A 24,162-nucleotide genomic window follows, 5' to 3' on the forward strand; every position below is an offset into this window, starting at 1 on the left:
TCAGGTCCGATACAGGATGTAGAGGTGAGCACTGCCATTGCTAACACCGATAAAACACTCTTTCAACTGGTTGCCAGGCTTTCTGCTGCATTAACCGGTGCCAGCAGCGCCCGGATGGATGAAGCCATTGAGCTGGCACTGGCAGCTATTGGCGACTATTTTTCTGCTGATCGCAGTTACCTGTTTGCCTTTAGTGCAGATCTGAAGTTGGCAAGAAATACCCACGAATGGTGTGCTGTTGGTGTGTGCAGCCAAAAGGCCGAGTTACAGCAACTGGATACTGCGCTCTTTGCCAGTTGGATGCATCAGATGCAGCAAGGGCTACCTGTAGCAATTGATGATGTGAGCCGCCTGTTACCCCAAAGTGCGGAGCGCTTGCTGCTGGAATCACAACATATCCAGTCGGTCATAATGTTGCCGATGATGGCGGCAGATCAGCTACTTGGTATCTTTGGTCTGGATATTGTTCGCAGCAGAGTGCAGTGGCCCCAGGAAACCATTGCTGCCTTACAGCTTATTGCTGGGAATATTGCCGGTGGTCTGATGCGTCAACAAGTGGAAACCAAAGCTGAGCGACTGGCTTTTTACGACGAGCTGACAGCTTTGCCAAACCGGCGGTTGTTGCATGAACTGGTGCAGCAAATGCTGGCAAGTTCAGCCCGTTCTGGTCAGTATGGTGCATTATTGCTGGTTGATCTGGATCATTTCAAGCGCCTGAATGAGAGCCATGGCCATCAGTCGGGGAATCAGTATTTACAAAGAGTGGCCGAGGTTATTCGTCACAGCGTACGCGACAGTGACGTGTTGGCACGTAGTGGGGGAGATGAGTTTGTTCTGGCTCTCAGTGAGTTGGGTGACACCAGCCAGGATGCAGCTTTGCATGCACGCAAAGTAGCTGATCAGTTGCTTAGCAGCATTAACTGCCCACTGCCGTTGCAGAACCATCGATATCAGGCTTCGGTAAGTATTGGTATCAGCCTATTTCAGGGCGACAAGGGCGGTGTGGATGAGCTGTTGAAACAGGTTGAAATGGCAATGTACCGGGCAAAAGCGGCTGGCAGAAATAGTGTCGAGTTTTTTGATAGCGATATGCAACGGCTGGCACAACAGCGTGGCCAGTTGGCGCAGGATTTACACCAGGCTATTCGGCAGCAGCAATTTCATTTAGTGTATCAACCGATTATCAGGCAACAACAGCTTGCCGGGGTCGAAGCCTTGATCCGCTGGCATCATCCAGAGCAAGGTTTTATTTCACCCGGAGTATTTATTCCATTTGCCGAGCAAACCGGCCTGATTGTTGCGATTGGTGACTGGGTGATGAAAGAGGCCTGTTTACAGCTGGTGCGCTGGCAACAGGATCGGCGTTTACGGCATCTTAACTGTGCCGTGAACATCAGTGCCTTTCAATTTGCACAGGATAATTTTGTCGAGAAAATGATTCAGTGCATGTTGGAGACTGGGGTGAATCCTGAGCGCTTGAAGTTGGAGTTAACCGAAGGCATGCTGGTGAATGATATTGAGGGCACCCGCGCGAAAATGGGTAAGTTGCAGACTCTGGGGGTAACATTTTCGTTGGATGATTTTGGTACAGGTTACTCATCACTAAGTTACTTGCATAAATTGCCACTCAGCCAGTTGAAAATTGACCAGCAATTTATTCGTCATATCGACACCAATGTGCAGAATAAAGCGATCACCAAAGCCATTATTGCACTTGCTACTAGTCTGGAGTTGGAGGTGGTGGCTGAAGGGGTAGAAACCCAGGCCGAACTGACTCAACTACAAGCCTTTGGCTGTGCATCATTTCAAGGGTTCTTGTTTAGCCGGCCACTTAGTCAGGGGGCCATTGCTGCATTGAGCCCATACGCTTTGGCTAAGGTCTTTGCGTAAGAAGGCTGTGGCTATCTATGAATTTAATGGGGTTGATTCCCCAAAGCGGTCCGGGTGCTTTTCTTTAAGTTTTTGGAAGCGTTTTAGCTGCTCAGGATTCAGCTTGCCTTGTTCAATAATATCCAGGCAACGCAGGATCAAGGTTTCCTGCTGGTTTTCGTTCAAGCCAGGTCGCCTGGGTGCAGATAAGATGGTTTGCAGTAAGTTAAGCGAGATAGCAGCACTTTTCGGCATAACCCGCAGCGCCAACTCAAAGGCTTTAAAGGCTTCCTGCCAGTTGCCATGCTGATACAGGTGTACGGCATTGTTGTTCAGCTCGCGTGCGCCATAAGGCATTCTGGCACGTTCCTGTTGTTCTTGCTGCAGGTAGGTACTGAAATAAGGATCAGCGCCTTCTCGCTGGCAGCGTTGGCTGATCTGGCGAAATAGTTTGTTAGCGGCTTCGCTCAGGCCAACTTCATGCAATGCTTTGGCTCTATCCAGCGCATCTTCTATCGAGTCATTATCCGGTACCTTTTGCTGCAGATCTTTTAGCAGTTGCTGCGCTTTATCTTTGTTATCTTTCAGGTACAGCAAACGTGCCTGAATAACTTCCTGCTGAAAGGCTTTATTGTTATCGGCAAACTGTTGGCGAATGGTGCTCAGGCACTGAGTGATTTGACGGTTCAACCGCATGTTTTGCTCATCATCTTGCTCCAGTGTCAGCGCAAAATCAATGCCAGCCCGAGCCATGTTCAAATACAGATCGGGTTGTTCGTGCATGGAATTACGAGAAAACTTCACCATACTCTTTGCTGCCTGGTATTGGGTTTCGTAATCGTGGTTGATGCGGGATAACTGCTGCAACTTTTGCTGACGAAGTAAGTTGCGGGGAGCCAAACTACTGGCTTGCTGTAAATACTGCTGAGCCGTATCAAATTGTTGTTGCCGAAACTCCAGCTCTGCCATGCAATCCAGTGCCTCAAGCCGGGTTTCAGGGCGCTTTGCTAACTGGTGCAGCAAGCCGATGGCTTGTGAGTCTTTATGTTGCAATAACAGTGCCCGCGCTAAGCCAATCCGGGCCCAGGGGAAAGGCTGGATATCCAACATGGAGTTGAAGAACTGTTCTGCGGCTTCAAGCTGGTCCAATTGCAACAATAAATCGCCTTTGACTTTAAGCAGCAGTGGATAAAAAGTACTGTTTGCTGATTTCGCCAGATCGTCGTTGATGCTATCCAGAGCTCGTTCAGGCTGGCCACTATCCAGCAACTGGTAGATAGGTTTAAGCCGTTGTTTGCGTTTTAACACACGCTCGATACGCACTTCCAAATCGCCGATAACAAAAGGTTTGGCTAAAAAGTCGTCTGGCTGCAATTCAATGACACTGTAAACCAGGGAGGGATCTGTATCGGCGCTGATAAAAATAAACCCGGTACTGAGTTTATGCAATCCACGGGTTTTTAACTCTTCGTACAACTGAAAACCATCTTTGCCTTTTTGCAGGTTATGGGCACAAATAATCAAGTCGTAGTGGCGGGTTTTGCACAACTGAATCGCATCCTGAGCCCGGTCTGCCACACTGATTTGTTGATAACCTAACCTTTCCAAAGCAAACTTCAGGTAGCTTTGTGCCAGCGATTGTTCATCAATGATTAGGATCTGCACATCTTGTGAAATTGTGTCTACCATGAAGTTATTAACATCCGGCCAGGAAGAGCAAGGCATGGATCAACTATAGCAAGAGATCGGTAAAGTATTGAAGCAAAAAGATGGTCTGGCTGATAATAAAAAGGTAATAAAAATGGGAAAAGTTCAGCTGCACATTAGGTTGAGAAATAGTGTATTTTAAAATTCGTCATGCGGGAAAAAAGAAAACTGCTTCCCTTGCGTGGGCAGTAGGCATGCGAGAAATGGTTGAGTACAGATAATCTGAAGGTGGTGCATGCTTGCAGTTGAAATGGTGGATGATACTGGGTTCGAACCAGTGACCCCCGCCTTGTAAGGGCGGTGCTCTCCCAGCTGAGCTAATCATCCACTCTGAGAGAAAACTAACGAATTGATGATGGTGGATGATACTGGGTTCGAACCAGTGACCCCCGCCTTGTAAGGGCGGTGCTCTCCCAGCTGAGCTAATCATCCGCTGCATCAATGGCGCTCATTATAGAGTTCGCTGATTGAGTGTCAACAGGAAATTTTGAAATACGAAGCGGTTGCTGTAAAAAGCGTCACTTTGCTGTCATAAAGCACAATTGACTGCTGCGTGAGGTCAAAATGGCTGCGCTGTTGGCAGCAAAACTTGCTACAATAACGCCATTTCATATTGTTTACAGGAATGCGTTATGTCGATTGTTACCCGTTTTGCTCCAAGCCCTACCGGTTATTTGCATGTTGGTGGAGCACGAACTGCGTTGTACAGCTGGTTATACAGCAAAAAAATGGGTGGCAAGTTTATACTGCGCATTGAAGATACCGATCTGGAGCGTTCTACCCAGGCATCGGTTGACGCCATTTTGCAGGGGATGGATTGGTTAGGACTGGATTGGGATGATGGCCCTTACTACCAGACCAAGCGTTTCGATTTGTACAAAGAGGTGATCCAGCAGTTGCTGGATGCCGGTAAAGCTTATAAATGTTTTTGCACCATTGAAGAGCTGGACCAGATGCGCGAAGCGCAGATGGCAGCCGGTGAAAAACCACGCTACAACGGCATGTGGCGAGACAGAACCGATCATCCAACCGATAAGCCTTACGTGATCCGCTTTAAGAACCCGCAGGATGGCACTGTGGTGATTGATGATTTGATCAAAGGCCGCATTGAAATCGCGAACAAAGAACTGGATGATTTAATTATTGCCCGCACCGATGGCTCACCCACCTACAACCTGACGGTGGTAGTCGATGATTGGAAAATGGGCATTACCCACGTGATCCGTGGTGATGATCATGTCAACAATACGCCGCGACAGATGAATATTCTGGCGGCGCTTGGTGCACAGATCCCGCATTATGCGCATGTCCCTATGATATTGGGTGATGATGGCAAGCGCTTGTCCAAACGCCATGGCGCTGTTGGGGTCATGCAATACCGTGATAATGGCTTTTTGCCGGAAGCTCTGCTCAATTACCTGGTACGCCTTGGCTGGTCGCACGGTGATCAGGAAATTTTCAGCAAAGCCGAGCTGGTAGAACTGTTTGATCTGAAAAACTGCAATCGGGCGCCTTCCGCTTTTAATACCGAAAAACTGATTTGGCTGAATCAGCACTACATCAAAACACTGCCTGCCGAGCGGGTGGCAGAGGAGCTTGCCTGGCACCTTAACGATCAACAACTGGATACCAGTAAGGGGCCAGCCATTACCGAAGTGATTAAAGTACAGGCCGATCGGGTAAAAACCTTAAAAGAGCTGGTCCAGGTAAGCCGCTATTTCTACGAAGATTTCCGTAGCTTTGAAGAAACAGCAGCCAAGAAACACTTACGGCCGGTTGCGGCAGAAGCGCTACAACTGGTGCAGCAAAAGCTCACAGCTTTAACTGACTGGACCAGTGAAGCCATTCAGCAGGCAATTCACACTGCCGCAGAAGAGTTGGGGCTTGGTATGGGAAAAGTCGGCATGCCATTACGGGTCGCCGTCAGTGGTGCTGGCAATTCACCATCCCTCGACCTTACCCTGGCACTGGTGGGTCGTGAGCGCACCCTGGCTCGTCTTGATATGGCGCTGTCCTTTATTGCTGAGCGGGCAGAGCAATCCTAATCTGCAAGGGCCGGTATGCCCAAAGTGTGCCGGCCTGCTTATCTTTCAGCCAATATAATTGGCAATTCATCGGTTCGTCAGCAAATTACGGAACCCTGGTGTTGGCGTACTGTCTGAAAAGCTTTACAATATTTCCCTTTTCAGTGGCAAGGATTTCAGGTGGTAGCAGTGCGTAATGTTGCTTTGGCAACAGTGTATATTTTGGGTGCGTTTTCTTTTGCAGTACAGGCTGCAACTGAGCTATCACAAACCGACCAGGCCATGTTGCAACCTAAGCTGGGTGGCGATGTTGAGTTGGGGTTGCTGTACAGCAGTGGTAACACCAAAGCGACTTCGGTCCGTCTAAACACTGAGCTGGTGCATGAAATCCCTTATTTTCGTAACCGCTATCAGGTTCAGGGCTTAACCCGAACCAGCAAGGTGCGTAATGCCGATGACGGTGGCTATAATCGCATTACCTCTGGTCAACGCATAGGTCTCACCGGCCAGAGCAACTACAAGTTTGCTGCCAGTAATCAAAGTGGCTTTGGCCGGGCTGCCTATTTAAATGATCGCTTTGGTGCTTTCCGGGAGCAGGCATCCATCGCGCTTGGCTACGCCAACCGGGTGTTTGACCAAAGTCCCAGTTATCTGGATCTGGAAACCGGCCCGGGTCTTGGCTATCAGCGTCGGCAAAATGGTGACAGTGAAGGCGGCCTGATTTGGTTTGCGGCGGCCAACCTGGAATACAAAGTGTACCAAGGCACCCGCTTCCGCCAGGCGCTGGAAACGATTCTTTCGCTGGATGGTGAAAGCTCCAGCGTACTTAGCCGAAGCAGTTTAACTGCCCAACTAAATGGCCGCTTGTCGATGCGCTTTAACTTTGTGGTGAAGTACGACTCTAAACCCGATCCGGGCCGCTTTAAAACCGATACCGAAACCTCTGCATCGGTGGTCTATTCCTTTTAAAACAATAAAACCGGCGCTGCAGCCGGTTTTATTGTTTAAGCATGTCACTTGTCACTTGTCACTTGTCGCAGCTCTCAATGCAATACCCGCGCCCGCAGGGTGCCTGGAATGGCTTTCAGTTCAGCCAGTGCCAGCTCATAATCAGCCGAGTCAATATCAATCACCACATAACCGATATCAGCGCTGGTTTGCAGGTACTGACCGGCAATGTTGATCTGATGACGGGCAAAGCTTTCGTTGATCTTGGTGAGCATACCAGGCTGGTTTTTGTGAATATGCAGTAAACGGTGGCGGCCGGTATGCTCTGGCAACGACACTTCCGGGAAGTTGACCGCCGACAGGGTGGAACCATTGTCACTGTATTTCACCAGCTTACCAGCTACTTCGTAGCCGATGTTTTCCTGTGCTTCCTGGGTTGAGCCGCCAATGTGTGGGGTTAGCAGTACATTGTCAAAAGCCCGCAGTGGTGAGCTAAACTCTTCGCTGTTGCTTTTAGGTTCAACCGGGAATACATCAATAGCGGCACCGTTCAGTTTTTTACTCTCCAGAGCCTGCGCCAGTGCCGGGATATCCACCACAGTACCACGGGAAGCATTGATCAGAATGGCGCCTTGCTTCATCAAGTCCAGTTCGGCTTCGCCAATCATGTTTTTGGTTTGTGGTGTTTCCGGCACATGCAGGCTGATCACATCGGAGGTTTTCAGCAGGGTAGAAAAATCCACCTGGGTGGCATTACCCAGCACCAGCTTGTCTTCAATATCGTAAAACTGCACCCGCATGCCTAAATGCTCGGCCATAATGCTCAGCTGGGTACCAATGTGGCCATAGCCGATAATACCCAGAGTTTTACCGCGGGCTTCATAGGAGTTGTTGGCGGTCTTTTGCCACTCACCACGATGGGCGGCAGCATTTCGGCCGGGGATACCACGCAGCAGCATAATAATTTCACCCAATACCAACTCAGCGACCGAACGGGTATTTGAGAAGGGGGCGTTAAAGACCGGAATACCACGCTCCAACGCCGCTGTCAGGTTCACCTGATTGGTGCCGATGCAAAAGCAGCCAATGGCCGTCAGCTTTTCGGCTGCGGCCAGCACCTTTTCGCTGAGCTGGGTACGGGAGCGAATGCCAATAAAGTGCACATCGCGGATTTTCTCAATCAGCTCGTCTTCAGGCAGGGAAGTTTTCAGGTACTCAATGTTGCTGTAGCCCTGGTTTTTAAAGCTTTGCACTGCACTTTGGTGCAGACCTTCCAGCAGTAAAATCTTGATTTTGTCTTTCGCCAGCGAAAATTTTTCCATGTTTTAGTCTCTTGTTGCAAAGTGCCTGTGGATGCAGACCCGCGGTTATTTACCCATACTGGCGTTAGCGGTGATGGGTATCATTTATTATTATTTTAAAATCGTGGTGCCGGCAGGGGTGCCCACCAACACTTTATCGGCAGCGCGAATGGCAAAAATGCCATTGGTTACTACCCCGACGATATTGTTTATTTGAGCTTCCAGCTGAATAGGGTGGCGAATCTCCAGATCATGCACATCCAGAATCACATTGCCATTATCGGTAGTGACACCGGCACGCAGCACGGCACGGCCACCAATTTTATTCAGCTCGCGGGCGACATAACTGCTGGCCATCGGAATCACTTCCACCGGCAGTGGAAAGCGCCCCAGCACCGGCACTTGCTTGCTCTCGTCGACGATACAGATAAAGGTCTCAGCCACAGCTGCCACGATTTTCTCGCGGGTCAGAGCGGCGCCGCCGCCTTTGATCATGTGTTTATCCGGGTTGATTTCATCGGCACCATCTACATAGACGGAAAAGCGGTCAATGCTATTCAGATCCAACACCGGAATGCCTAAGTCTTTTAGCTTGGCTGTCGATTGCTCGGAGCTGGAAACAGCTCCTTTGATCTCATGCTTGATGGTTGCCAGGGCATCAATAAAGTGATTGACGGTCGAGCCGGTACCAACGCCGACTACGGTATGGCGGGGGATAAATTCAAGCGCCGCCCAGGCCGCTTTGCGCTTCATATCATCAAGCATAAGGACACCTTAATTAGCCGTACAGATGGATATTTTTTAACTGGGCTATTATAGCGAACTGCGCGTCAGACAACAGCAGAATCGGGTCGATTATCGTAGAAAAATTGCATCCGGGGTACAAATGGCTGGCAAAGGAACATCCCAGGGTTCACTGGGGACAGCTGCTACTTGCTGACAGCTGTGGGCCAGGCCAATCAGCTTTGGCCGCTTATGGTTGCTCTGGTCATCGCTGTTTTGGGTAGGGTAATGTGCCAGGGTACGGTCATAAAAGCCGCCGCCCATACCCAGACGATTGCCAAGGGCATCGAAGGCAACCAGTGGGGTGCAAATCAGATCCAGTTGCGCCACCGGGCGTACATCCGGACAGCTCCAGTCTGGCTCTGGAATACCAAAACGGTTGGCACGCATGGGAGTATTGGCCTGAAAATACTGAAAAATAAGGTGACCGGATGTAAAAGGATGCAGCAATGGCAGGTACAGCTGTTTGCCTCGTTGCCACAAGGCATGGATCAGTGGCCAGGTATCGAGCTCACCATCATTGCTTAAATACAGGGCAATATGCTGACAGTCGGGCAAAAAAGACAAGCCACAAAAGCGTTCTGCCAGCTGATGCGCTGCCTGCTGCTGCTGTATGGTACTGAGTTGTTGGCGCCGCTGGCGGATCAGTTGGCGGAGTTCATGGCGACTTGGCACCCTTTGCTTCCCTGAAATTGCGAAGGTTATGTTCTCCGAAGCTGCCGTGTCGGATGGTAGCCCTTGAACCCTGGGTTCAAGGCGGGAGTCTGATGCCGCCGTAGGCTTCCCGGTACGGGCCGGGCTTGCACAAAAGCGACAAGGTGAATCCCTTGGCAATCTGAATATCGGCTCAGGGACGTCGATCCAATCACCAACAGCTCAGAGAACAATTCCAGTATAGCACTGGCTATGGTGACTACGAAAGGGGAGGGGGCTGAAAAGCTGTGCAATTAACAGTGACTTTTGGCAAGACTCTACGGAGCTAACTGAGTGTATTCACTTTGCCTTCGCGTGGTATGCTAGTAAGCTCGGTGTAGCATTACGACTGTGGAGTCAAACACTGCACCAATGTTTGACGGGGTAGCAGAATGAAATGGAAAGCGGGCTTTCGCACTATCCGGCTGCAATCAACTGGGTTAGCGACCTTGCAAGTAAATCAGGTACACACTTTAAAACCTCTTAAGTTAGGGATCCCTCAGGTAATTCACGATGAATGAACTACAGGTTATTGTGCTATCCATCCATTGTAATTTGGCCAGTCTTAATGTTCTGGTGAATGAGATCCCTTTGTATCAATCGTCTCCTTCCGAGCATAAGTTTTATGCGTCTTTTGTTCTGAACCCCCATCTGAAAGAGCATACAAATAGCCTGACCTTGACGGTTAAAAACGACTGGAGCGAGCCGGAGCGTGTCCATGCATTTTGCGCTATCGAGCTAATTGAGCAAATTGGTGACTCGACTAAGGTGCTGGAGACATGGCGTTACGCTGAGCTGGAAAGATCCATAAACTTTAAACCATTGACGGAAACCCTTACGTTTTCAACCGACACGGAAGTGTCCTCACTTTCGGTTGAAAGTATCTCAGCGGACAGCATTGACTTACTAATAGATGGCATAGCCGCTGCGATTGAAAGAAAAGATATTGATTTACTTTTAAATGGCTACCTGATTTCCGGGCTTTACAGTAAGTATCATCACTCTGGCTTAACATCTTCTCAATGGATGACCGCTGAAACTGCCTTATGGCGACATTGGCTAAGCGAACCCTTTAGCCTTGTGCAGAGCCGGGATACAAGGCTTGATTTCAGCCATGGCTTTTACACCCGGGTTGCTGGCGAAAATGGCAAAGAGCCGATTGTCTTGCAGTTTGATTGGGGAGCCATTGGTCTTGGCTTTATTACAAGCATGGACCATGATGCGCATCGTATCATCCGGCTTGATTACGCCATTACAGAGATTTGGAAAAAATGACAACAAAATTACTGATGGTTGTTTGTTTGCTCCTGATCACCCTGTTGGGGTTTTATGTCTGGCTATATTCTTTAAAAAACACAACTGTTCAGCTGGATAATTACGTCAAAACAAGCGGCTTGATTGTGTCGGTGACACTCTATCAGGAAGCCATTCAGAATCAGCTTCGTTCCTTTAACAGTGGTATCGCCCAAACCTCAACAACAGCGCACTGGAAGCTTACAGTAACGTATTCATACGACGTGAACGGTGACACTTTTTTCGCAGTCAAGACGATAATGGCCAATGAGTTAACCAACGCTTTAGTTAAAAAAGTGCTTGGAAAACCTGACGTTCGTGAGCTACAGCAGAAGATGTTGGCTTACACCCCGGGTTCTGCAATAGATGTGTATTACCGTTCAAACTGCAGCAAGACCTCGTACTTGCCGGGTATGGGCCAGCCGGTGTCAGCCAGGCAGGCGTCATTTTAATTTTTAGCTGCCTTGGCCTGACTAGTGCTCAAGTGGTAGGATAAGGCCATGCAAGCTTTTAGGTGATGTCAAAATGCCAACCCCTTATGTGTTGCCGTACGAGCAGTGGCTGCTTCGGATGGAAGAATCGCAGCTAATGGCCTCCCCAGCCGAGTTGCATGGCTTGGTCAGTGGTTTGTTGTCGGCCGGAGTACAGGCCGAGCAAAAGCAAATTCTGCCGGTATTGTACGATTTCCTCAACGACAGCCAGGCGGTACCGGTCGCGGTGCAAAAGCAGATTGTCGAGCTGATTGAAAAAACAGCCGAGCAATTGCAACACAGCGATTATTCTTTTGCCTTGCTGCTGCCAAGCGATGACGACAGTCTGATCGAGCGGTTGGAAGCGGTGGTGGAGTGGTGTCAGGCCTTTTTGGTGGGCTTTGCTGTACTGCAAACCGACTTATCGCTGGTGCCGGAGGATATTCGCGAAGCCATCGACCAACTGACCGAAATCACCCGGCTCGATGTGCACAGCAGCAGCGACTTTTCCGAGCAGGAAAACGAAGAGTCCTACTACCTGGTGCTGGAGCATATCCGCATTCTGGCGCTAAATTGCTTTCACGAAGTCGGCCTGAAGTACCAGCAAGGTGCGGCGCCGAAAAAGACCCTGCACTGAGCCGGCACTTATACCGGTGCTAAGGAAGAACCATGAACAGGCCCCAGGCTGAGCGTCGCCAGCGATTGCTGGCTGAGTTACCTGCCTCCTCGGTCGCGGTAATTGCCGCTGGCCATGAACAGACTCGTAGTCGCGATACAGAGTATCCCTTTCGTAGCAACAGTGACTTTTGGTACCTGACCGGTTTCCCGGAGCCTGATGCGCTGCTGATTTTAGCCAAAGATGCGGCCGGGAAGGGCAGCGAGCTGTTAGTGTGCCGCGATAAAGATGTAGAAAAAGAAGTCTGGCAGGGCCGGCGTTTTGGCCCCGAGCAGGCAGAGCAGCAATTTGGCATCGCGGCAGCCTCCATCAGCGAGCAGCAGGCGCAGTTAGTGGCTGCGATGAAAGGCAAACAGCAGTTGTGGTTTTGTTTTGGCGACGATCAAGCACTGATACACTTGCTGAACGAATGCCAGCAGCAGATCCGTACTACGCCACGCCAAAGCGAGCTGGCACCCCAACAACAGTGTAATTTACGGCCGCTATTGAGCGAGCTGCGGCTGTTTAAAGATGAACACGAAATCAAGCTGATGCAGCAGGCCGCCAGCATCAGCGCAGCCGCGCACCAGGCTGCTATGCAGTTGTGTAAGCCCGGCATGCAGGAATACCAACTAGAGGCCTGCATACAGTACCACTGCGCTATGCAAGGCGCTCGTCACCAAGCCTACAACGCTATTGTTGGCGGAGGCGAGAATGCCTGCATTTTGCATTACACCGAAAATAACGCCGAGCTTCGCGCTGGCGATTTGGTGCTGATAGACGCCGGCTGTGAATTTGGCGGCTATGCCGCCGACATTACCCGTACTTTTCCGGTGAATGGCCGCTTTAGTACTGAGCAGGCTGCACTCTATCAATTGGTGCTGGATGCTCAACTGGCTGCGCTGGCTGAGATTAAGCCCGGCAGCAGTTTTGCTCTGGCGACCAAAGCCTGTTACCAGATATTGACCGAAGGCCTGCATCGGCTTGGCATTCTTCAAGGCGAGCTGACGGAGTTAATCGAGGCCGAAGCCGCCAAACCCTGGATGATCCACAGCCTGGGCCATTGGCTGGGGCTGGATGTGCACGATGTTGGTTCTTATCAACCCAAAGGAGCCACGCCAGAGCCCGGCGCAAAAAACCGCCTCTTTGAGCCAGGTATGGTGCTGACGGTAGAACCCGGCCTGTACATTCCTAAAGGCAGTGATACCGATCCCAAATGGTGGGGCATCGGCATTCGCATTGAAGACGATGTGCTGGTCACCGCAGAAGGCCATCGCAATCTCACTGTCGCTGTGCCTAAAACCATCGCTGAGATTGAAGCCCTGATGGCCATGAATACCGCAGACGCAGGAAAGCAGTATGGCCAGTTTGACTGAGACTGCTGTGGCTGGAGCTGCCGTGTCGGAGGATATTGGTTCGAAAGTCGATATCGCCATCGCTGGTGGTGGTATGGCGGGGCTGACGCTGGCCTGGGCCTTGTTGCAGGCCCGGCCGACGCTGCGTATTGCGGTGATTGAGCAGCAGGCGGCGGTAGAGCGCTCGGTCAGTTTCGATAGTCGCAGCATTGCGCTGGCTGCCGCCAGTGTGCAGCAATTACAGGCCTGGCAACTCTGGCCGGAGCTTGGAGCCAAAGCCTGTGCCATTCGCCATATTCATGTATCGGATCGAGGGCACTTTGGTAAATGCTACCTGCAAGCCGACCAGTTTGGGTTAACCGAGTTTGGGGCTGTGCTCGAAGTCGAGCATCTTGGCCAGTTGCTGCAGCAGCGCTTGCGTACTGTGCCTACACAGCAACTTTTGATGCTGCAACCGGATCAGATAGCATCCTTGCAGCAACACAAAGACCAGGTAGAGCTGCAACTGGCCAGTGGCAAACAGCTGGCTGCCAGGCTTTTGGTGGTGTGCGAAGGCGGTCTGTCGCCCACCCGGCAACTGGCCGGCTTTACTCTTCGCAGCGAATACTACGAGCAAACCGCAGTCATTGCCAATCTGGCGCTGGCCGAGCCGCATCAGGAGCGTGCCTATGAGCGCTTTACCGCCGATGGCCCGATAGCGCTGTTGCCACTGCCTGGCAAGCGCTACTCGCTGGTCTGGACCAGCAGCCCGGTCCAGGCTGCCAGCCTGATGCAGCTAAGCGATGATAAATTTACCGCCGCCGCCCAGCAGGCTTTTGGCTACCGGGCCGGTGTTTTTGTCAAAAGCGGTGCCCGTGCCAGTTACCCGTTAACGCTGCGGCGCAGCGACAGCCCGGTGCGTCATCGCATCGCGCTGCTTGGCAACAGTCTGCACAGCCTGCATCCCATCGCCGGTCAGGGCTTTAATCTGGCACTGCGCGATATCGTGGCTTTGGTGCAGCTGGTGAAGCAGATGCCTGCAGCCGTGGGCGATTACGCCATGCTACGGCAGTACCAGCTGGTGCGCGAGGCCGATATGCAGCAGGTGATGACCCTGACCGATGGGTTGGTGCGGCTGTTTTCCAATCGCTCCCGGCTGGTGGCACTTGGCCGTAACCTGGGTTTGCTGGGGATGTTATTGAGCGATGATTTACAACAACCACTGGCCCGTCAGGCCATGGGCTACAGCGCTATGCAGCGGATGCAGGCGCAGCTGAAGGAGTACTCAAACGATGCAGCATTGTGATATCACCATCGTTGGTGCTGGCAGTGCCGGCCTTACCCTGGCGTTGTTGCTGGCTCCGCTGAAGCTGTCCATCCAACTGGTAGAAAAAGGCCCGGCTCCGGAACCTGCCGCTGCTGAGTTTCAGCGGGTCAGTGCGCTGAATCTGGCATCGCAGCGCCTGTTTGCCGAACTGGGGATCTGGCCGGGGCTCAGCGAACAGCTGGCCGCTTACCAGCAAATGGACGTCTGGCAAGCCGATAGCTTTGGCCGGATTGGTTTTTCCGCCGAAGAGCAGCAATTGCCAGCCCTTGGCTGGATCTGCGACAACGAACAGATTCGCCAGCAGCTATACCAGCGCGTTAGGCAAGCGCCGAATGTGCAGTGTCATTTCAACAGCCGTATTCAGCGCATCAGCCAGGGCGAGCAGAATGTAGCGTTGCAGCTTGATAGTGGTGAACTGCTGCTAAGCCGGTTGCTGGTGGCGGCCGATGGTGCCAACTCCTTTGTCCGTGAATCGCTGCAGTTGCCGCTGACGCACTGGGATTATCAGCACCATGCGCTGGTGGCGACCTTAACCAGCACCGAGCCGCACCAGGCCACGGCCCGTCAGGTATTCTGGCCGGATGGCCCACTGGCGTTGTTACCACTGCCGGATAGCCGCCAGGTGTCCATTGTCTGGAGTGTACCGCCCGCGCGGGCCCAGGAACTTCAGGCACTGCCAGCCGATGACTTTGCCAGGGCAGTCACTGCTGCCAGCCAATCGGTGTTGGGGCCGCTGCAGCTTGCCAGCACCCGGCAGTTGATCCCGCTGCGGATGCGCTACGCCAATCAGTGGGTGCAGGGCAGGGTGGTGCTGGTGGCCGATGCAGCGCACAGCATTCACCCGCTGGCCGGTCAGGGTATGAATCTGGGACTGATGGATGTGGCTGCATTAGCAGAACTAATCTCAGAGCAACTGGAGCAGCAGCTTGAATTCGATTGCCCACGCATGCTGGCCCGTTATCAGCGTTGGCGAAAATCTGAGGCACAAAGCCTGATCCTGGCGATGGAATCCTTTAAGCGGGGCTTTAGCGGTGCCGCCATGCTGCCGAAATTACTGCGGTCTGTCGGTATGACCTTGCTGGATCAGCAAGGCGGCCTGAAACAACGCATAATGGCGCTGGCCCTTGGTAATCAAGGCGATCTGCCCAAGTGCGTCCGGCCAGGTTTACGCCCGGCCAGCGGAGCCGTCAACCAGAGTAGGGCCCTTTGAGTAGATGCATTATAAAATCTAATTAAAAAGGGGCTGTTGGCACCTGGCTGCATCCGCTATAATCGGTGCATTCTTAGTCGGTCTGGCTGCATAAGCGGTTGCTATGCTGCCTTGATACCGCCGCTGCGATACCAAGCACAGGGAGCATCGAATGTCACAACAAGCTGCATCACAACACACCGTATTACACGCCAAGCATCTGGAAGCCGGTGCCAAGATGGTGGACTTTTTCGGTTGGCACATGCCAATCAACTACGGCTCTCAGATTGAAGAGCATCATGCAGTGCGCCAGGATGCCGGTATGTTCGATGTATCGCACATGACCATTGTCGATTTAACCGGTGCCCGTACCCGTGATTTCCTGCGTTTTTTGCTGGCCAACGATGTCGCTAAGCTGACGGTGCCTGGCAAAGCCCTGTACACCGCCATGCTGAATGAAGCCGGTGGTGTGATTGACGATTTAATTGTCTACTTCCTGCAAGAAGATTACTTCCGCATTGTAGTGAACTCCGCTACCCGTGCAAAAGATTTGGCCTGGCTGGACCAGCATGCGCCTGCTTTTGAGGTGACTGTGACCGAGCGGCCAGAGCTGGCACTGATTGCTGTGCAGGGCCCCAATGCCAAGGCCAAAGTGGCCACCTTACTGGATGCCGATCAACAGGCAGCTGTGGCCGGCATGAAGCCGTTCTTTGGCGTACAAAGCGGTGATTTGTTTATCGCCACTACTGGCTACACCGGTGAAGACGGTTACGAAATTGCTATGCCGGAAGGGCAGGCAGCCGATTTTTGGCAGCAACTGCTGGATGCCGGGGTAAAACCGGCAGGCCTGGGTGCCCGTGATACGCTGCGCCTGGAAGCCGGTATGAATTTGTACGGCCAGGATATGGACGAAAGCGTATCGCCCCTGGCGGCCAATATGGGCTGGACCATTGCTTGGGAGCCAGCCGATCGCAACTTTATTGGCCGTACTGCGCTCGAGCAGCAAAAAGCCGCCGGCAGCGACAAGCTGGTTGGTCTGGTGATGGAGCAAAAAGGCGTGTTGCGTCATGGCCAGCGTGTGGTGGTTGAAGGCGGGGAAGGCATCATTACGTCCGGTACTTTTTCACCCACTCTGGGCTTTAGCATTGCGATGGCGCGGGTTCCGGCCAGTACTGGCGACAGCGCCGAGGTGGATATCCGAGGCAAGCTGATACCGGTCAAGGTGATAAAACCGGCTTTTGTTCGCATGGGCAAAAAACTTATCTAAACTAACAAGTGGTTGTTTGTACAAAAGCTGTACAAGCAACCGCCTGCTGTATCACAATAACACTGAAACCGTCTGTGTACGCGGACAAACGACTAAAAGAACAACGTCAGGTAAGGAATTAAACATGAGCTCTATCCCTACAGAATTAAAATACGCTTCTTCGCATGAGTGGGTGCGTCACGAAGGCGATGGCATCTACAGCGTTGGCATTTCTGAGCATGCGCAGGAGTTGCTGGGTGATATGGTGTTTGTGGAGCTGCCGGAAGTCGGTGATACCGTCTCGCAGGGCGATGACTGTGCGGTTGCTGAGTCGGTAAAAGCGGCTTCGGATATCTATGCGCCGCTGTCTGGCGAAGTGGTTGAAGTGAATGAATCGCTGGCCGATGCGCCAGAGCAAGTGAACGCCAGCCCGTACCACGATGGCTGGATGTTCAAAATCAAAGCCTCTGATCAGGCCGAGCTGGATGAGCTGCTGGATGCTGAAGGCTACCAGAACCTTATCGACGAAGAGTAAAACCAATCTGTTACTGCGTAAGCCCCGTATAGTTCGGGGCTTACCTTTATTACGCTGTACATTTTTTGTCGCCATTGTATTTATAGGACACATCAAGCATGAGCAACCCTGCTGCTAAAACGCTGTCGCAACTTGCGAATCACCAGGAATTCATTCAACGTCATATTGGCCCGGATGCCAATGAAACCGCCGCCATGCTGGCCGAGCTGAATGTCGGTTCGGTGGAAGAGCTGATTGCGCAAACCATTCCGGCCGATATCCGTTTACCAAAGCCGCTTGCCATTGGAGACAGCCGCAGCGAGGCCGAAGCCCTTGCTTATTTGAAGTCCGTTGCTGCCAAGAACAAAATTTTTAAATCCTACATTGGTATGGGCTATCACCCGACACTGACGCCGAACGTGATCCTGCGCAATGTGCTGGAAAACCCGGGCTGGTACACCGCTTACACCCCGTATCAGCCGGAAATCGCTCAGGGCCGTTTGGAAGCACTGCTGAACTTCCAGCACCTGACGCTGGATTTAACCGGCCTGGAGCTGGCCAGTGCGTCTTTGCTGGATGAAGCCACCGCCGCTGCCGAAGCCATGGCGCTGGCCAAGCGGGTGTCGAAAAACAAAAAATCCAACAGCTACTTTATTGCCAACGATGTGCACCCACAAACACTGGACGTGGTGAAAACCCGTGCCGAGATGTTTGGCTTTGATATCGTCACCGGCCCGGCCAGCGACGCTGCCAAGCACGATGTGTTCGGTGCCTTGCTGCAATACCCAAGCAGCAGCGGTGAAGTCCGCGACGATACTGCCCTGATTGCCGATTTGCAGGCCAATAAAGCCATCGTTGCGGTTGCCACTGATATTATGGCGCTGGTACTGATGAAATCCCCGGGTCAACTGGGCGCCGATGTGGTGCTGGGCTCGGCGCAGCGTTTTGGGGTGCCGATGGGTTACGGCGGCCCGCACGCCGCTTTCTTTGCCACCCGCGATGCGTACAAGCGCTCGATGCCAGGCCGTATTATCGGTGTGTCGAAAGACCGGCTCGATAACAACGCCCTGCGGATGGCGATGCAAACCCGCGAGCAGCATATCCGCCGCGAAAAAGCCAACTCCAACATCTGTACCGCTCAGGTACTGCTGGCCAATATGGCGTCCTTCTACGCCGTCTACCATGGCCCGGAAGGCCTGAAAACCATTGCCGAGCGCATTCACCGCTCCGCCGATATTTTTGCTGCTGGCCTCAAAGCCAAAGGCGTTGAGCTTTTGCACAACCACTGGTTCGATACCATCAGCTTTAAAGTAGCCGATCGCGCTGCCGTTATTGCCCGCGCACTGGCCAAAGAAGTGAATTTGCGCACTGATCTGAGCGATAGCCTGTCAGTCAGCTTCCACGAACTGACCACAGCGGCTGATATCGCTGAACTCTTTGCCATTGTGCTGGGCGATAGCCATGGTCTGGATGTGGCGGCATTGGATGCTGAGCTGGTGCAACAGGGTTCTAGCTCAATTCCTGCCAGCCTGCTGCGTCACGATGCGATTTTGCAGCACCCGGTGTTTAATCAGTACCACTCAGAAACTGAGATGCTGCGTTACATCAAAAAGCTGGAAAACAAAGATCTGGCATTGAACCATTCGATGATTTCTCTGGGCTCCTGCACCATGAAGCTGAACGCCACCGCCGAGATGATCCCGGTCACCTGGCCGGAATTTGGCGCGCTGCACCCGTTCTGCCCACTTGATCAGGCACAAGGGTATGGCCAGATGATCACCGAGCTGGGCGACTGGCTGGTCAATATCACCGGTTACGACAACATCTCGATGCAGCCGAACTCCGGTGCTCAGGGCGAATACGCTGGCATGATTGCCATTCGCAAGTACCACGAAAGCCGTGGCGAAGGTCACCGCAATGTCTGTCTGATCCCGGTTTCTGCCCACGGTACTAATCCGGCGACAGCGGCCATGGCCAACTTTGAAGTGGTGCTGGTCGATTGCGACAAGTCCGGCAACATCGATATGGCCGATTTAAAAGCCAAGGCCGAGGAAGTATCGGATCGGCTGGCGGCCATTATGGTGACCTACCCATCGACCCATGGCGTGTTTGAAGCCAGCATTCGTGAACTGTGCGAGATCGTGCATGCGCACGGTGGTCAGGTCTATATGGACGGTGCCAATATGAATGCTCAGGTGGGGTTAACTTCACCAGGCTTTATCGGCTCGGACGTGTCGCATTTGAACCTGCACAAAACCTTCTGCATTCCGCACGGCGGCGGCGGCCCTGGCATGGGCCCCATTGGTGTGAAAAGCCATCTGGCACCGTTTTTACCGAATCACCCGGTGGTGAAAATCCCAGGTACCGGTGCGCAAAACGGTTCAGTATCGGCCGCGCCTTACGGCAGCGCTGGTATTTTACCGATCAGCTGGATGTACATCGCCATGATGGGCAGCGAGGGCTTAAAGCAAGCTACATCCATGGCTATTCTGAGCGCCAACTACATGGCGAAGAAGCTGGATCCGCACTTCCCGGTACTGTACCGCGGCAGCAACGGCCGGGTGGCGCACGAGTGCATCATTGATATCCGTCCACTGAAAGAAGCCAGTGGCGTTACCGAGATGGACATCGCCAAGCGTCTGATGGACTTTGGTTACCACTCACCGACCATGAGCTTCCCGGTCGCTGGTACCCTGATGATTGAACCCACCGAGTCGGAAAGCAAAGCCGAGCTGGATAAGTTCATCGAAGCCATGACCACCATTCGCGCGGAGATCGCCAAGGTGGAGTCCGGTGAATGGGCGCTGGACAACAACCCGCTGCACTTTGCCCCGCACAGCATGCAGGATGTGTTCAGCAACGACTGGAACCGTGCCTACGACCGTCAGGTTGCTGCCTTCCCGGCCGCCTTTGTCGCCGAGAACAAGTTCTGGCCAACGGTGACCCGTATCGACGATGTTTACGGTGACCGCAACTTGATCTGCGCTTGTCCTAGCCCGGAGGCTTATCGTTAATTCCGGCTTGCCTGTTGTTCCCATGAAATAAGTCGTTTAATGGGAATAAATAAGTCGTTTAAAAGCCCACTTCGAGTGGGCTTTTCGTTAGGTGAATTTAACTCGAAGGCTTTACAGTAAATAAGAGCTATTCAGCGGTTGCTTGATGCGGCAGAGAGAAATCCGCAAAATCCCCGTAAAGCAGATTTTCTTTGCATGGAGCGGCGATTGGCCTGAATATAGCACCATAATTTTCTGTCCGGATACCACCATGACTGAGTTAAATGAACTGCTGGATTTGCTGAAAATATTGATCCGCGAGCCTAGTGTGGTGGGCGCAGAGCATAGTTTTTTCAGGGTGCTGCAACGGGAACTGGAGGAGCGCGGCGCAAAGGTTACCTGGTATGAAGGCTTACTGGTCGCACAGGGCAATGCCCCCTTCAGCACCATGTTTTCTGCACATATTGATCGGCATGGGCTTATCTGCACGGGTCCCGATGAATTTCAGTACGCTGCTTTTGTGGCAGGAAACCGCTCCGATTTGCTGGGAAACTCCGTATCCGAGCAGTTGATCAATAAAATTGTTGATCGCTTTGATACTACGCCAGTGATGGCGTATGAGCCCTGGTCCGGTGCCTACCGCGGTAGCGGTAAAATTGCCTCAAGTTATGTCTGTGAGCGGCGTAACAACCTGATTTTCACCCTTGAGGGAATGTCCCATTTGGTCGCCGGTACGCCGGTGGCTTTCGCCGACAAACTCAGAATTGGTGCTGACAGCATCAGTGGTCAGCTGGATAACGTGCTCACTGCGGCCTATTTGGTGCATTTGTTCAGTTTAGGTTTTCAGGGCACCGCCTTTTTTACGGCACAGGAAGAGGCAGGGAAGAGCTGGCGCTATCTGCTGGAATGGTTCCGGCGCTTTGGCAACACCACCAACCGGCTGGTCGTGGTGGATACCAGCCCCTACCCGGACAGAAAGGAGGCAGATCGCCAGCAACTGGTATTGCGACACAAAGACGCCAACGCCAGTTTCGATGCGCAACTGACCGATACACTGGCCGCTTTGTGCCAGACAGCAGGAGTTAGTTACAGCTTCAAAGATGAATACATTGAACAGAAAAATGCGTTGTTAGCACCTGGGCAATCTGCTCAGTCACTTGGCAGCACCGAAATGGGCAGGATTATCGCCGCCTCAGCGGGCGCAGTCACCGGTACCACACTGCAGATCCCAACGACCGGCTACCACACCATGGAAGAAACCGCGTCAATGACATCCTGCGAGGGATTTCTGATCCTGCTTAAGCGTCTGGCCGGCCTGGCTTCGTGAATTTCTGACCCTATCGAAAACATACAGCGCAAAGCCAAGGGGGCAGAATGATGTATTCCGGGGGGCAGTGTACGTTAAGTCCCCGGAACAGGAGGGGACAGCTATTAAAGCAGCTTTAATAGCTGCTGCTCTATGGCAAATACATGCTCGTCCTGCTCATCCATCTCCCTCAGTGCTTGTGCCAGTTGCAAAAGGTAGTCGCTGTTGGGGCCACTTGGGCCTTCGCTGCTGGCAATATGGGCGGCAATAGCGGCGTCTGTGTCCGGGCCAAGGTAAGCCTCATTATCGGCGCTGGCTAAATACACCAGGCCTTGCGTTTGCCCTGGCTCGTCCAGCCAATGCAACTCAGTAAATACCCGCAGGTAGCCGTTTTTTTCACGGTGATCAAGGTGCTCAAAGGTATCGGGTGTTACTTCATAGGCCATGCCAGCGCAGCGGGCGCCTGGAGCCTCAATCAGGGTGAGCACCCGGCCTGGCGCCTGTGGCGTGCCACGATGATCATGCGAGCCCTGCCAGAAACGGCGTTGCCAGCCATAAATACAGGCGGGTTTGCACTGCAGGTAAGGAAAATCCGCCTTGTAAATCAGCGAGCCATAACCAAACAACCAGACGGAATCAAGGTGATCCAATGGCTGTAGCTGTTTGTTCAGGGCAATGGTGTTGTGCGACATAAAGCTCCACTCTGGCAGACAAAATCATGGCTGGTGCCTGACATAGTAACAATTTTATCGCCGGTCGTGATCATGCAGCTGCATTGCTGGTTAAAAACACTTTTAAAAACAATCGAACAGGGTTACTTTAGATCGATACTTTTCTATGGATGCACCTCAATGGATGCACCGAACAAGGACTAGGGTATGCTCACTAAGTTCGCTCGTTTAAGCCTGTTGTTGCTGGCCAGCCAGGTCAGCTTTATTGCCTCGGCCGATATCAGCCAGGCGCTGCAGCACGAAGTGCGCAGCGAAGCCAATAAAGTGCGGGACGAAGCTCGCAAACCAGAACAAACCCTGCGCTTTTTTGGTGTGACGCCGCAAAGCACCGTGGTGGAAATATGGCCGGGTGCTGGCTGGTATACCGAGGTGCTGGCGCCCTTGTTGGCAGAGCAGGGTAAACTATACGCAGCGCACTTCTCAGATGCTTTTACCTTGCTGAGCTCCAATTACATGCAAAGCGTTCGTTCGGACTACAGCAAGAAGCTGGCCAGCCACCCGGTGTATCAAAATGTCACCCTTACTGAGTTTGCGCCCATCGCCGATATGACGATAGCGCCGCCTGAAAGCGCTGATTTTGTGCTGTCTATCCGCAATCAGTTTTATATCTTTGAAGGCGAGCAGTCGCTGCGCCATGGCCTGGCCAGTTTTTACCAGGCACTAAAGCCGGGTGGGGTGCTGGGGGTGGTGGCACCGCTATTACCAGAAGATAAACTGGAAACCGATTGGCAAGGCTCTGGTTATGTGCCTAAACAGCTATGGCTGGATTTGGCGGCAGAAGCCGGTTTTCATTTCGAGGCCAGCAGCGACTTACTGCACAACCCGAAAGATACCGCCGACCACCCGGACGGGATCTGGTCACTGCCACCGGCTTTAGCGGGTGGTGAAACCGATAGAGAAAAATACCTGGCTATTGGTGAGGCTCACCAGATGGTGTTGCGGTTTAGAAAGCCTGTTGGTTAGGCGGTGGGAGGCACTATTAGGGATAAGATTAATTTTTTTCTGACCCCAAAATTAGAAACCGCCAAAATCAACGGACTGGAGCCCTACGATTACCTGTGCCGGTTACTGACTGAGCTGCCTAAGGTGACTGACAGCGAGCAACTGCAGAAACTCCTGCCTTACTGATCCGCAAAACCAATCACACCGCAGGTGTGGTTGGTGTTACGCTTACTGATCAAATTGAAAAAGAGCTGATACTATGAGCTTTAAATTCGTGGGGATCCCTCAGGTGAATATCAATCATTATTAAGTCTGAAAGGGTGATCACACGGAACTTGGCGTAATTTATAAGCTTTATCTATTTGATCATGATAGTGCTCATCTACGCTCATTAGCGGCCAGTTGCTCTCTTTTATTAGTTCAAGTTCATCAAGGGCACATGAAATTCGGGAGTTCAGTATAAGAACAATCTCATCATAAGATCTTTGACGTGACGCCACCACATAATAATCGACTGAGTTATTTACCGCATAAATTGTCTGAGTAACCATCAGCCTAGCAACAAAATAATAAGTAGTGGCTCCCCATGCCAAAAAAGCGCCTAATACAAATGCCACTACAAGTTTAAATTTTGATGTTATATTCATTTTTTACTCACTATGTTTGTAGATTGCCCCAATTAACTTAGTGCAAGTTAAATACAAATTAAATATCGGGGTCAAATTAAATATCGGGGTAAAATATCGGGGTAAATATCGGGGTCAGATAAAAATTAACCTCTTAGCTGTTCTTTAGGCCCGCAGGCCTAACTCAGGAATCGAGGTTAAGCTGCTTTTT

General features: G+C 52.1%; 20 protein-coding genes, 2 tRNA genes, 1 other RNA gene and 1 pseudogene. 15 read left to right on the forward strand and 9 right to left on the reverse strand.

The genetic code is table 11. The features are described 5' to 3' along the window. The first annotated feature begins 24 nt into the window (after positions 1-24). A complete protein-coding gene (locus tag QWF21_RS11040; protein WP_330088110.1) occupies positions 25-1,890 on the forward strand; it encodes a putative bifunctional diguanylate cyclase/phosphodiesterase in 1,866 nt (621 codons plus the stop codon). 15 nt (positions 1,891-1,905) lie between these two features. Here QWF21_RS11040 and QWF21_RS11045 read toward each other — a convergent pair whose 3' ends face one another. From QWF21_RS11045 to QWF21_RS11055, 3 genes are all read right to left on the reverse strand, one after another. After that, positions 1,906-3,558 (reverse strand): response regulator, encoded by a 1,653-nt coding sequence (locus QWF21_RS11045; RefSeq protein WP_330088111.1) that lies wholly within the window; start codon positions 3,556-3,558, stop codon positions 1,906-1,908. Between the two features lie 269 nt (positions 3,559-3,827). Continuing rightward, positions 3,828-3,903 (reverse strand) — tRNA-Val (locus tag QWF21_RS11050). Positions 3,904-3,932: 29 nt separating this feature from the next. After that, positions 3,933-4,008, reverse strand: a tRNA-Val gene (locus QWF21_RS11055). Positions 4,009-4,208: 200 nt separating this feature from the next. Here QWF21_RS11055 and gltX point away from each other — a divergent pair. Both gltX and QWF21_RS11065 read left to right on the forward strand, forming a co-directional pair. After that, the gene (gene gltX / locus QWF21_RS11060; protein WP_330088112.1) at positions 4,209-5,621 is read left to right on the forward strand and encodes a glutamate--tRNA ligase; all 1,413 of its coding nucleotides are present in this window, start codon (positions 4,209-4,211) and stop codon (positions 5,619-5,621) included. Positions 5,622-5,780: 159 nt separating this feature from the next. Continuing rightward, a complete protein-coding gene (locus QWF21_RS11065; RefSeq protein ID WP_330088113.1) occupies positions 5,781-6,569 on the forward strand; it encodes a DUF481 domain-containing protein in 789 nt (262 codons plus the stop codon). Positions 6,570-6,643: 74 nt separating this feature from the next. Here QWF21_RS11065 and serA read toward each other — a convergent pair whose 3' ends face one another. The 4 genes from serA to ssrS form a co-directional block, all read right to left on the reverse strand. Then, positions 6,644-7,870 (reverse strand): phosphoglycerate dehydrogenase, encoded by a 1,227-nt coding sequence (gene serA, locus QWF21_RS11070; RefSeq protein WP_330088114.1) that lies wholly within the window; start codon positions 7,868-7,870, stop codon positions 6,644-6,646. Between the two features lie 90 nt (positions 7,871-7,960). Then, positions 7,961-8,614, reverse strand: a complete 654-nt coding sequence (rpiA, locus tag QWF21_RS11075; protein ID WP_330088115.1) for a ribose-5-phosphate isomerase RpiA — start codon at positions 8,612-8,614, stop codon at positions 7,961-7,963. Positions 8,615-8,704: 90 nt separating this feature from the next. Further along, a complete protein-coding gene (locus QWF21_RS11080) occupies positions 8,705-9,307 on the reverse strand; it encodes a 5-formyltetrahydrofolate cyclo-ligase (RefSeq protein ID WP_330088116.1) in 603 nt (200 codons plus the stop codon). Between the two features lie 28 nt (positions 9,308-9,335). Then, positions 9,336-9,518: non-coding RNA, 6S RNA (gene ssrS / locus QWF21_RS11085), on the reverse strand. 320 nt (positions 9,519-9,838) lie between these two features. On the opposite strand from ssrS, the gene QWF21_RS11090 reads away from it, so the two are divergent. From QWF21_RS11090 to QWF21_RS11135, 10 genes are all read left to right on the forward strand, one after another. Continuing rightward, positions 9,839-10,600 carry a hypothetical protein gene (locus QWF21_RS11090; RefSeq protein ID WP_330088117.1) on the forward strand — a complete coding sequence of 254 codons (762 nt, stop codon included), beginning with the start codon at positions 9,839-9,841 and terminating at the stop codon, positions 10,598-10,600. Then, the gene (locus QWF21_RS11095; RefSeq protein ID WP_330088118.1) at positions 10,597-11,070 is read left to right on the forward strand and encodes a hypothetical protein; all 474 of its coding nucleotides are present in this window, start codon (positions 10,597-10,599) and stop codon (positions 11,068-11,070) included. Before QWF21_RS11090 ends, QWF21_RS11095 begins: the two co-directional genes overlap by 4 nt. Before the next feature lie 73 nt (positions 11,071-11,143). Next, positions 11,144-11,725, forward strand: a complete 582-nt coding sequence (locus QWF21_RS11100; RefSeq protein WP_330088119.1) for a UPF0149 family protein — start codon at positions 11,144-11,146, stop codon at positions 11,723-11,725. 32 nt (positions 11,726-11,757) lie between these two features. Then, the gene (gene pepP / locus QWF21_RS11105) at positions 11,758-13,119 is read left to right on the forward strand and encodes a Xaa-Pro aminopeptidase (protein ID WP_330088120.1); all 1,362 of its coding nucleotides are present in this window, start codon (positions 11,758-11,760) and stop codon (positions 13,117-13,119) included. Beyond that, complete coding sequence (ubiH, locus tag QWF21_RS11110; protein WP_330088121.1) at positions 13,103-14,383, forward strand: 2-octaprenyl-6-methoxyphenyl hydroxylase; 1,281 nt, start codon at positions 13,103-13,105, stop codon at positions 14,381-14,383. Before pepP ends, ubiH begins: the two co-directional genes overlap by 17 nt. Further along, positions 14,370-15,614, forward strand: coding sequence for an FAD-dependent monooxygenase (locus QWF21_RS11115; protein WP_330088122.1), 1,245 nt, complete (start codon positions 14,370-14,372; stop codon positions 15,612-15,614). The genes ubiH and QWF21_RS11115 overlap by 14 nt, the downstream gene beginning before the upstream one ends. Positions 15,615-15,765: 151 nt before the next feature. Then, on the forward strand, positions 15,766-16,860 hold the full coding sequence (gene gcvT, locus QWF21_RS11120; RefSeq protein WP_330088123.1) for a glycine cleavage system aminomethyltransferase GcvT: 1,095 nt from the start codon (positions 15,766-15,768) through the stop codon (positions 16,858-16,860). A 124-nt stretch (positions 16,861-16,984) separates the two neighbouring features. Further along, complete coding sequence (gene gcvH / locus QWF21_RS11125; RefSeq protein ID WP_330088124.1) at positions 16,985-17,374, forward strand: glycine cleavage system protein GcvH; 390 nt, start codon at positions 16,985-16,987, stop codon at positions 17,372-17,374. A gap of 98 nt (positions 17,375-17,472) precedes the next feature. Further along, positions 17,473-20,367: an aminomethyl-transferring glycine dehydrogenase gene (gcvP, locus tag QWF21_RS11130; RefSeq protein ID WP_330088125.1), complete on the forward strand. Its 2,895-nt coding sequence runs from the start codon at positions 17,473-17,475 to the stop codon at positions 20,365-20,367. Between the two features lie 250 nt (positions 20,368-20,617). Beyond that, complete coding sequence (locus QWF21_RS11135) at positions 20,618-21,673, forward strand: peptidase M42 (protein WP_330088126.1); 1,056 nt, start codon at positions 20,618-20,620, stop codon at positions 21,671-21,673. A 104-nt stretch (positions 21,674-21,777) separates the two neighbouring features. Here the strand turns inward: QWF21_RS11135 and QWF21_RS11140 are convergent, their stop codons facing one another. Further along, positions 21,778-22,344: a gamma-glutamylcyclotransferase gene (locus QWF21_RS11140; RefSeq protein ID WP_330088127.1), complete on the reverse strand. Its 567-nt coding sequence runs from the start codon at positions 22,342-22,344 to the stop codon at positions 21,778-21,780. A 186-nt stretch (positions 22,345-22,530) separates the two neighbouring features. Between QWF21_RS11140 and QWF21_RS11145 the strand changes: the two genes are divergently transcribed. Both QWF21_RS11145 and QWF21_RS11150 read left to right on the forward strand, forming a co-directional pair. Beyond that, positions 22,531-23,346, forward strand: a complete 816-nt coding sequence (locus tag QWF21_RS11145) for a class I SAM-dependent methyltransferase (protein WP_330088128.1) — start codon at positions 22,531-22,533, stop codon at positions 23,344-23,346. A gap of 51 nt (positions 23,347-23,397) precedes the next feature. Further along, positions 23,398-23,511, forward strand: a pseudogene (locus QWF21_RS11150) (transposase domain-containing protein); the annotation flags it as partial. A 110-nt stretch (positions 23,512-23,621) separates the two neighbouring features. Here QWF21_RS11150 and QWF21_RS11155 read toward each other — a convergent pair. Further along, on the reverse strand, positions 23,622-23,972 hold the full coding sequence (locus tag QWF21_RS11155; protein WP_330088129.1) for a hypothetical protein: 351 nt from the start codon (positions 23,970-23,972) through the stop codon (positions 23,622-23,624). Between the last annotated feature and the right edge of the window lie 190 nt (positions 23,973-24,162).

It is taken from the genome of Alkalimonas mucilaginosa (assembly GCF_036327005.1).
In the GTDB taxonomy this organism is placed as follows: domain Bacteria; phylum Pseudomonadota; class Gammaproteobacteria; order Enterobacterales; family Alteromonadaceae; genus Alkalimonas; species Alkalimonas mucilaginosa.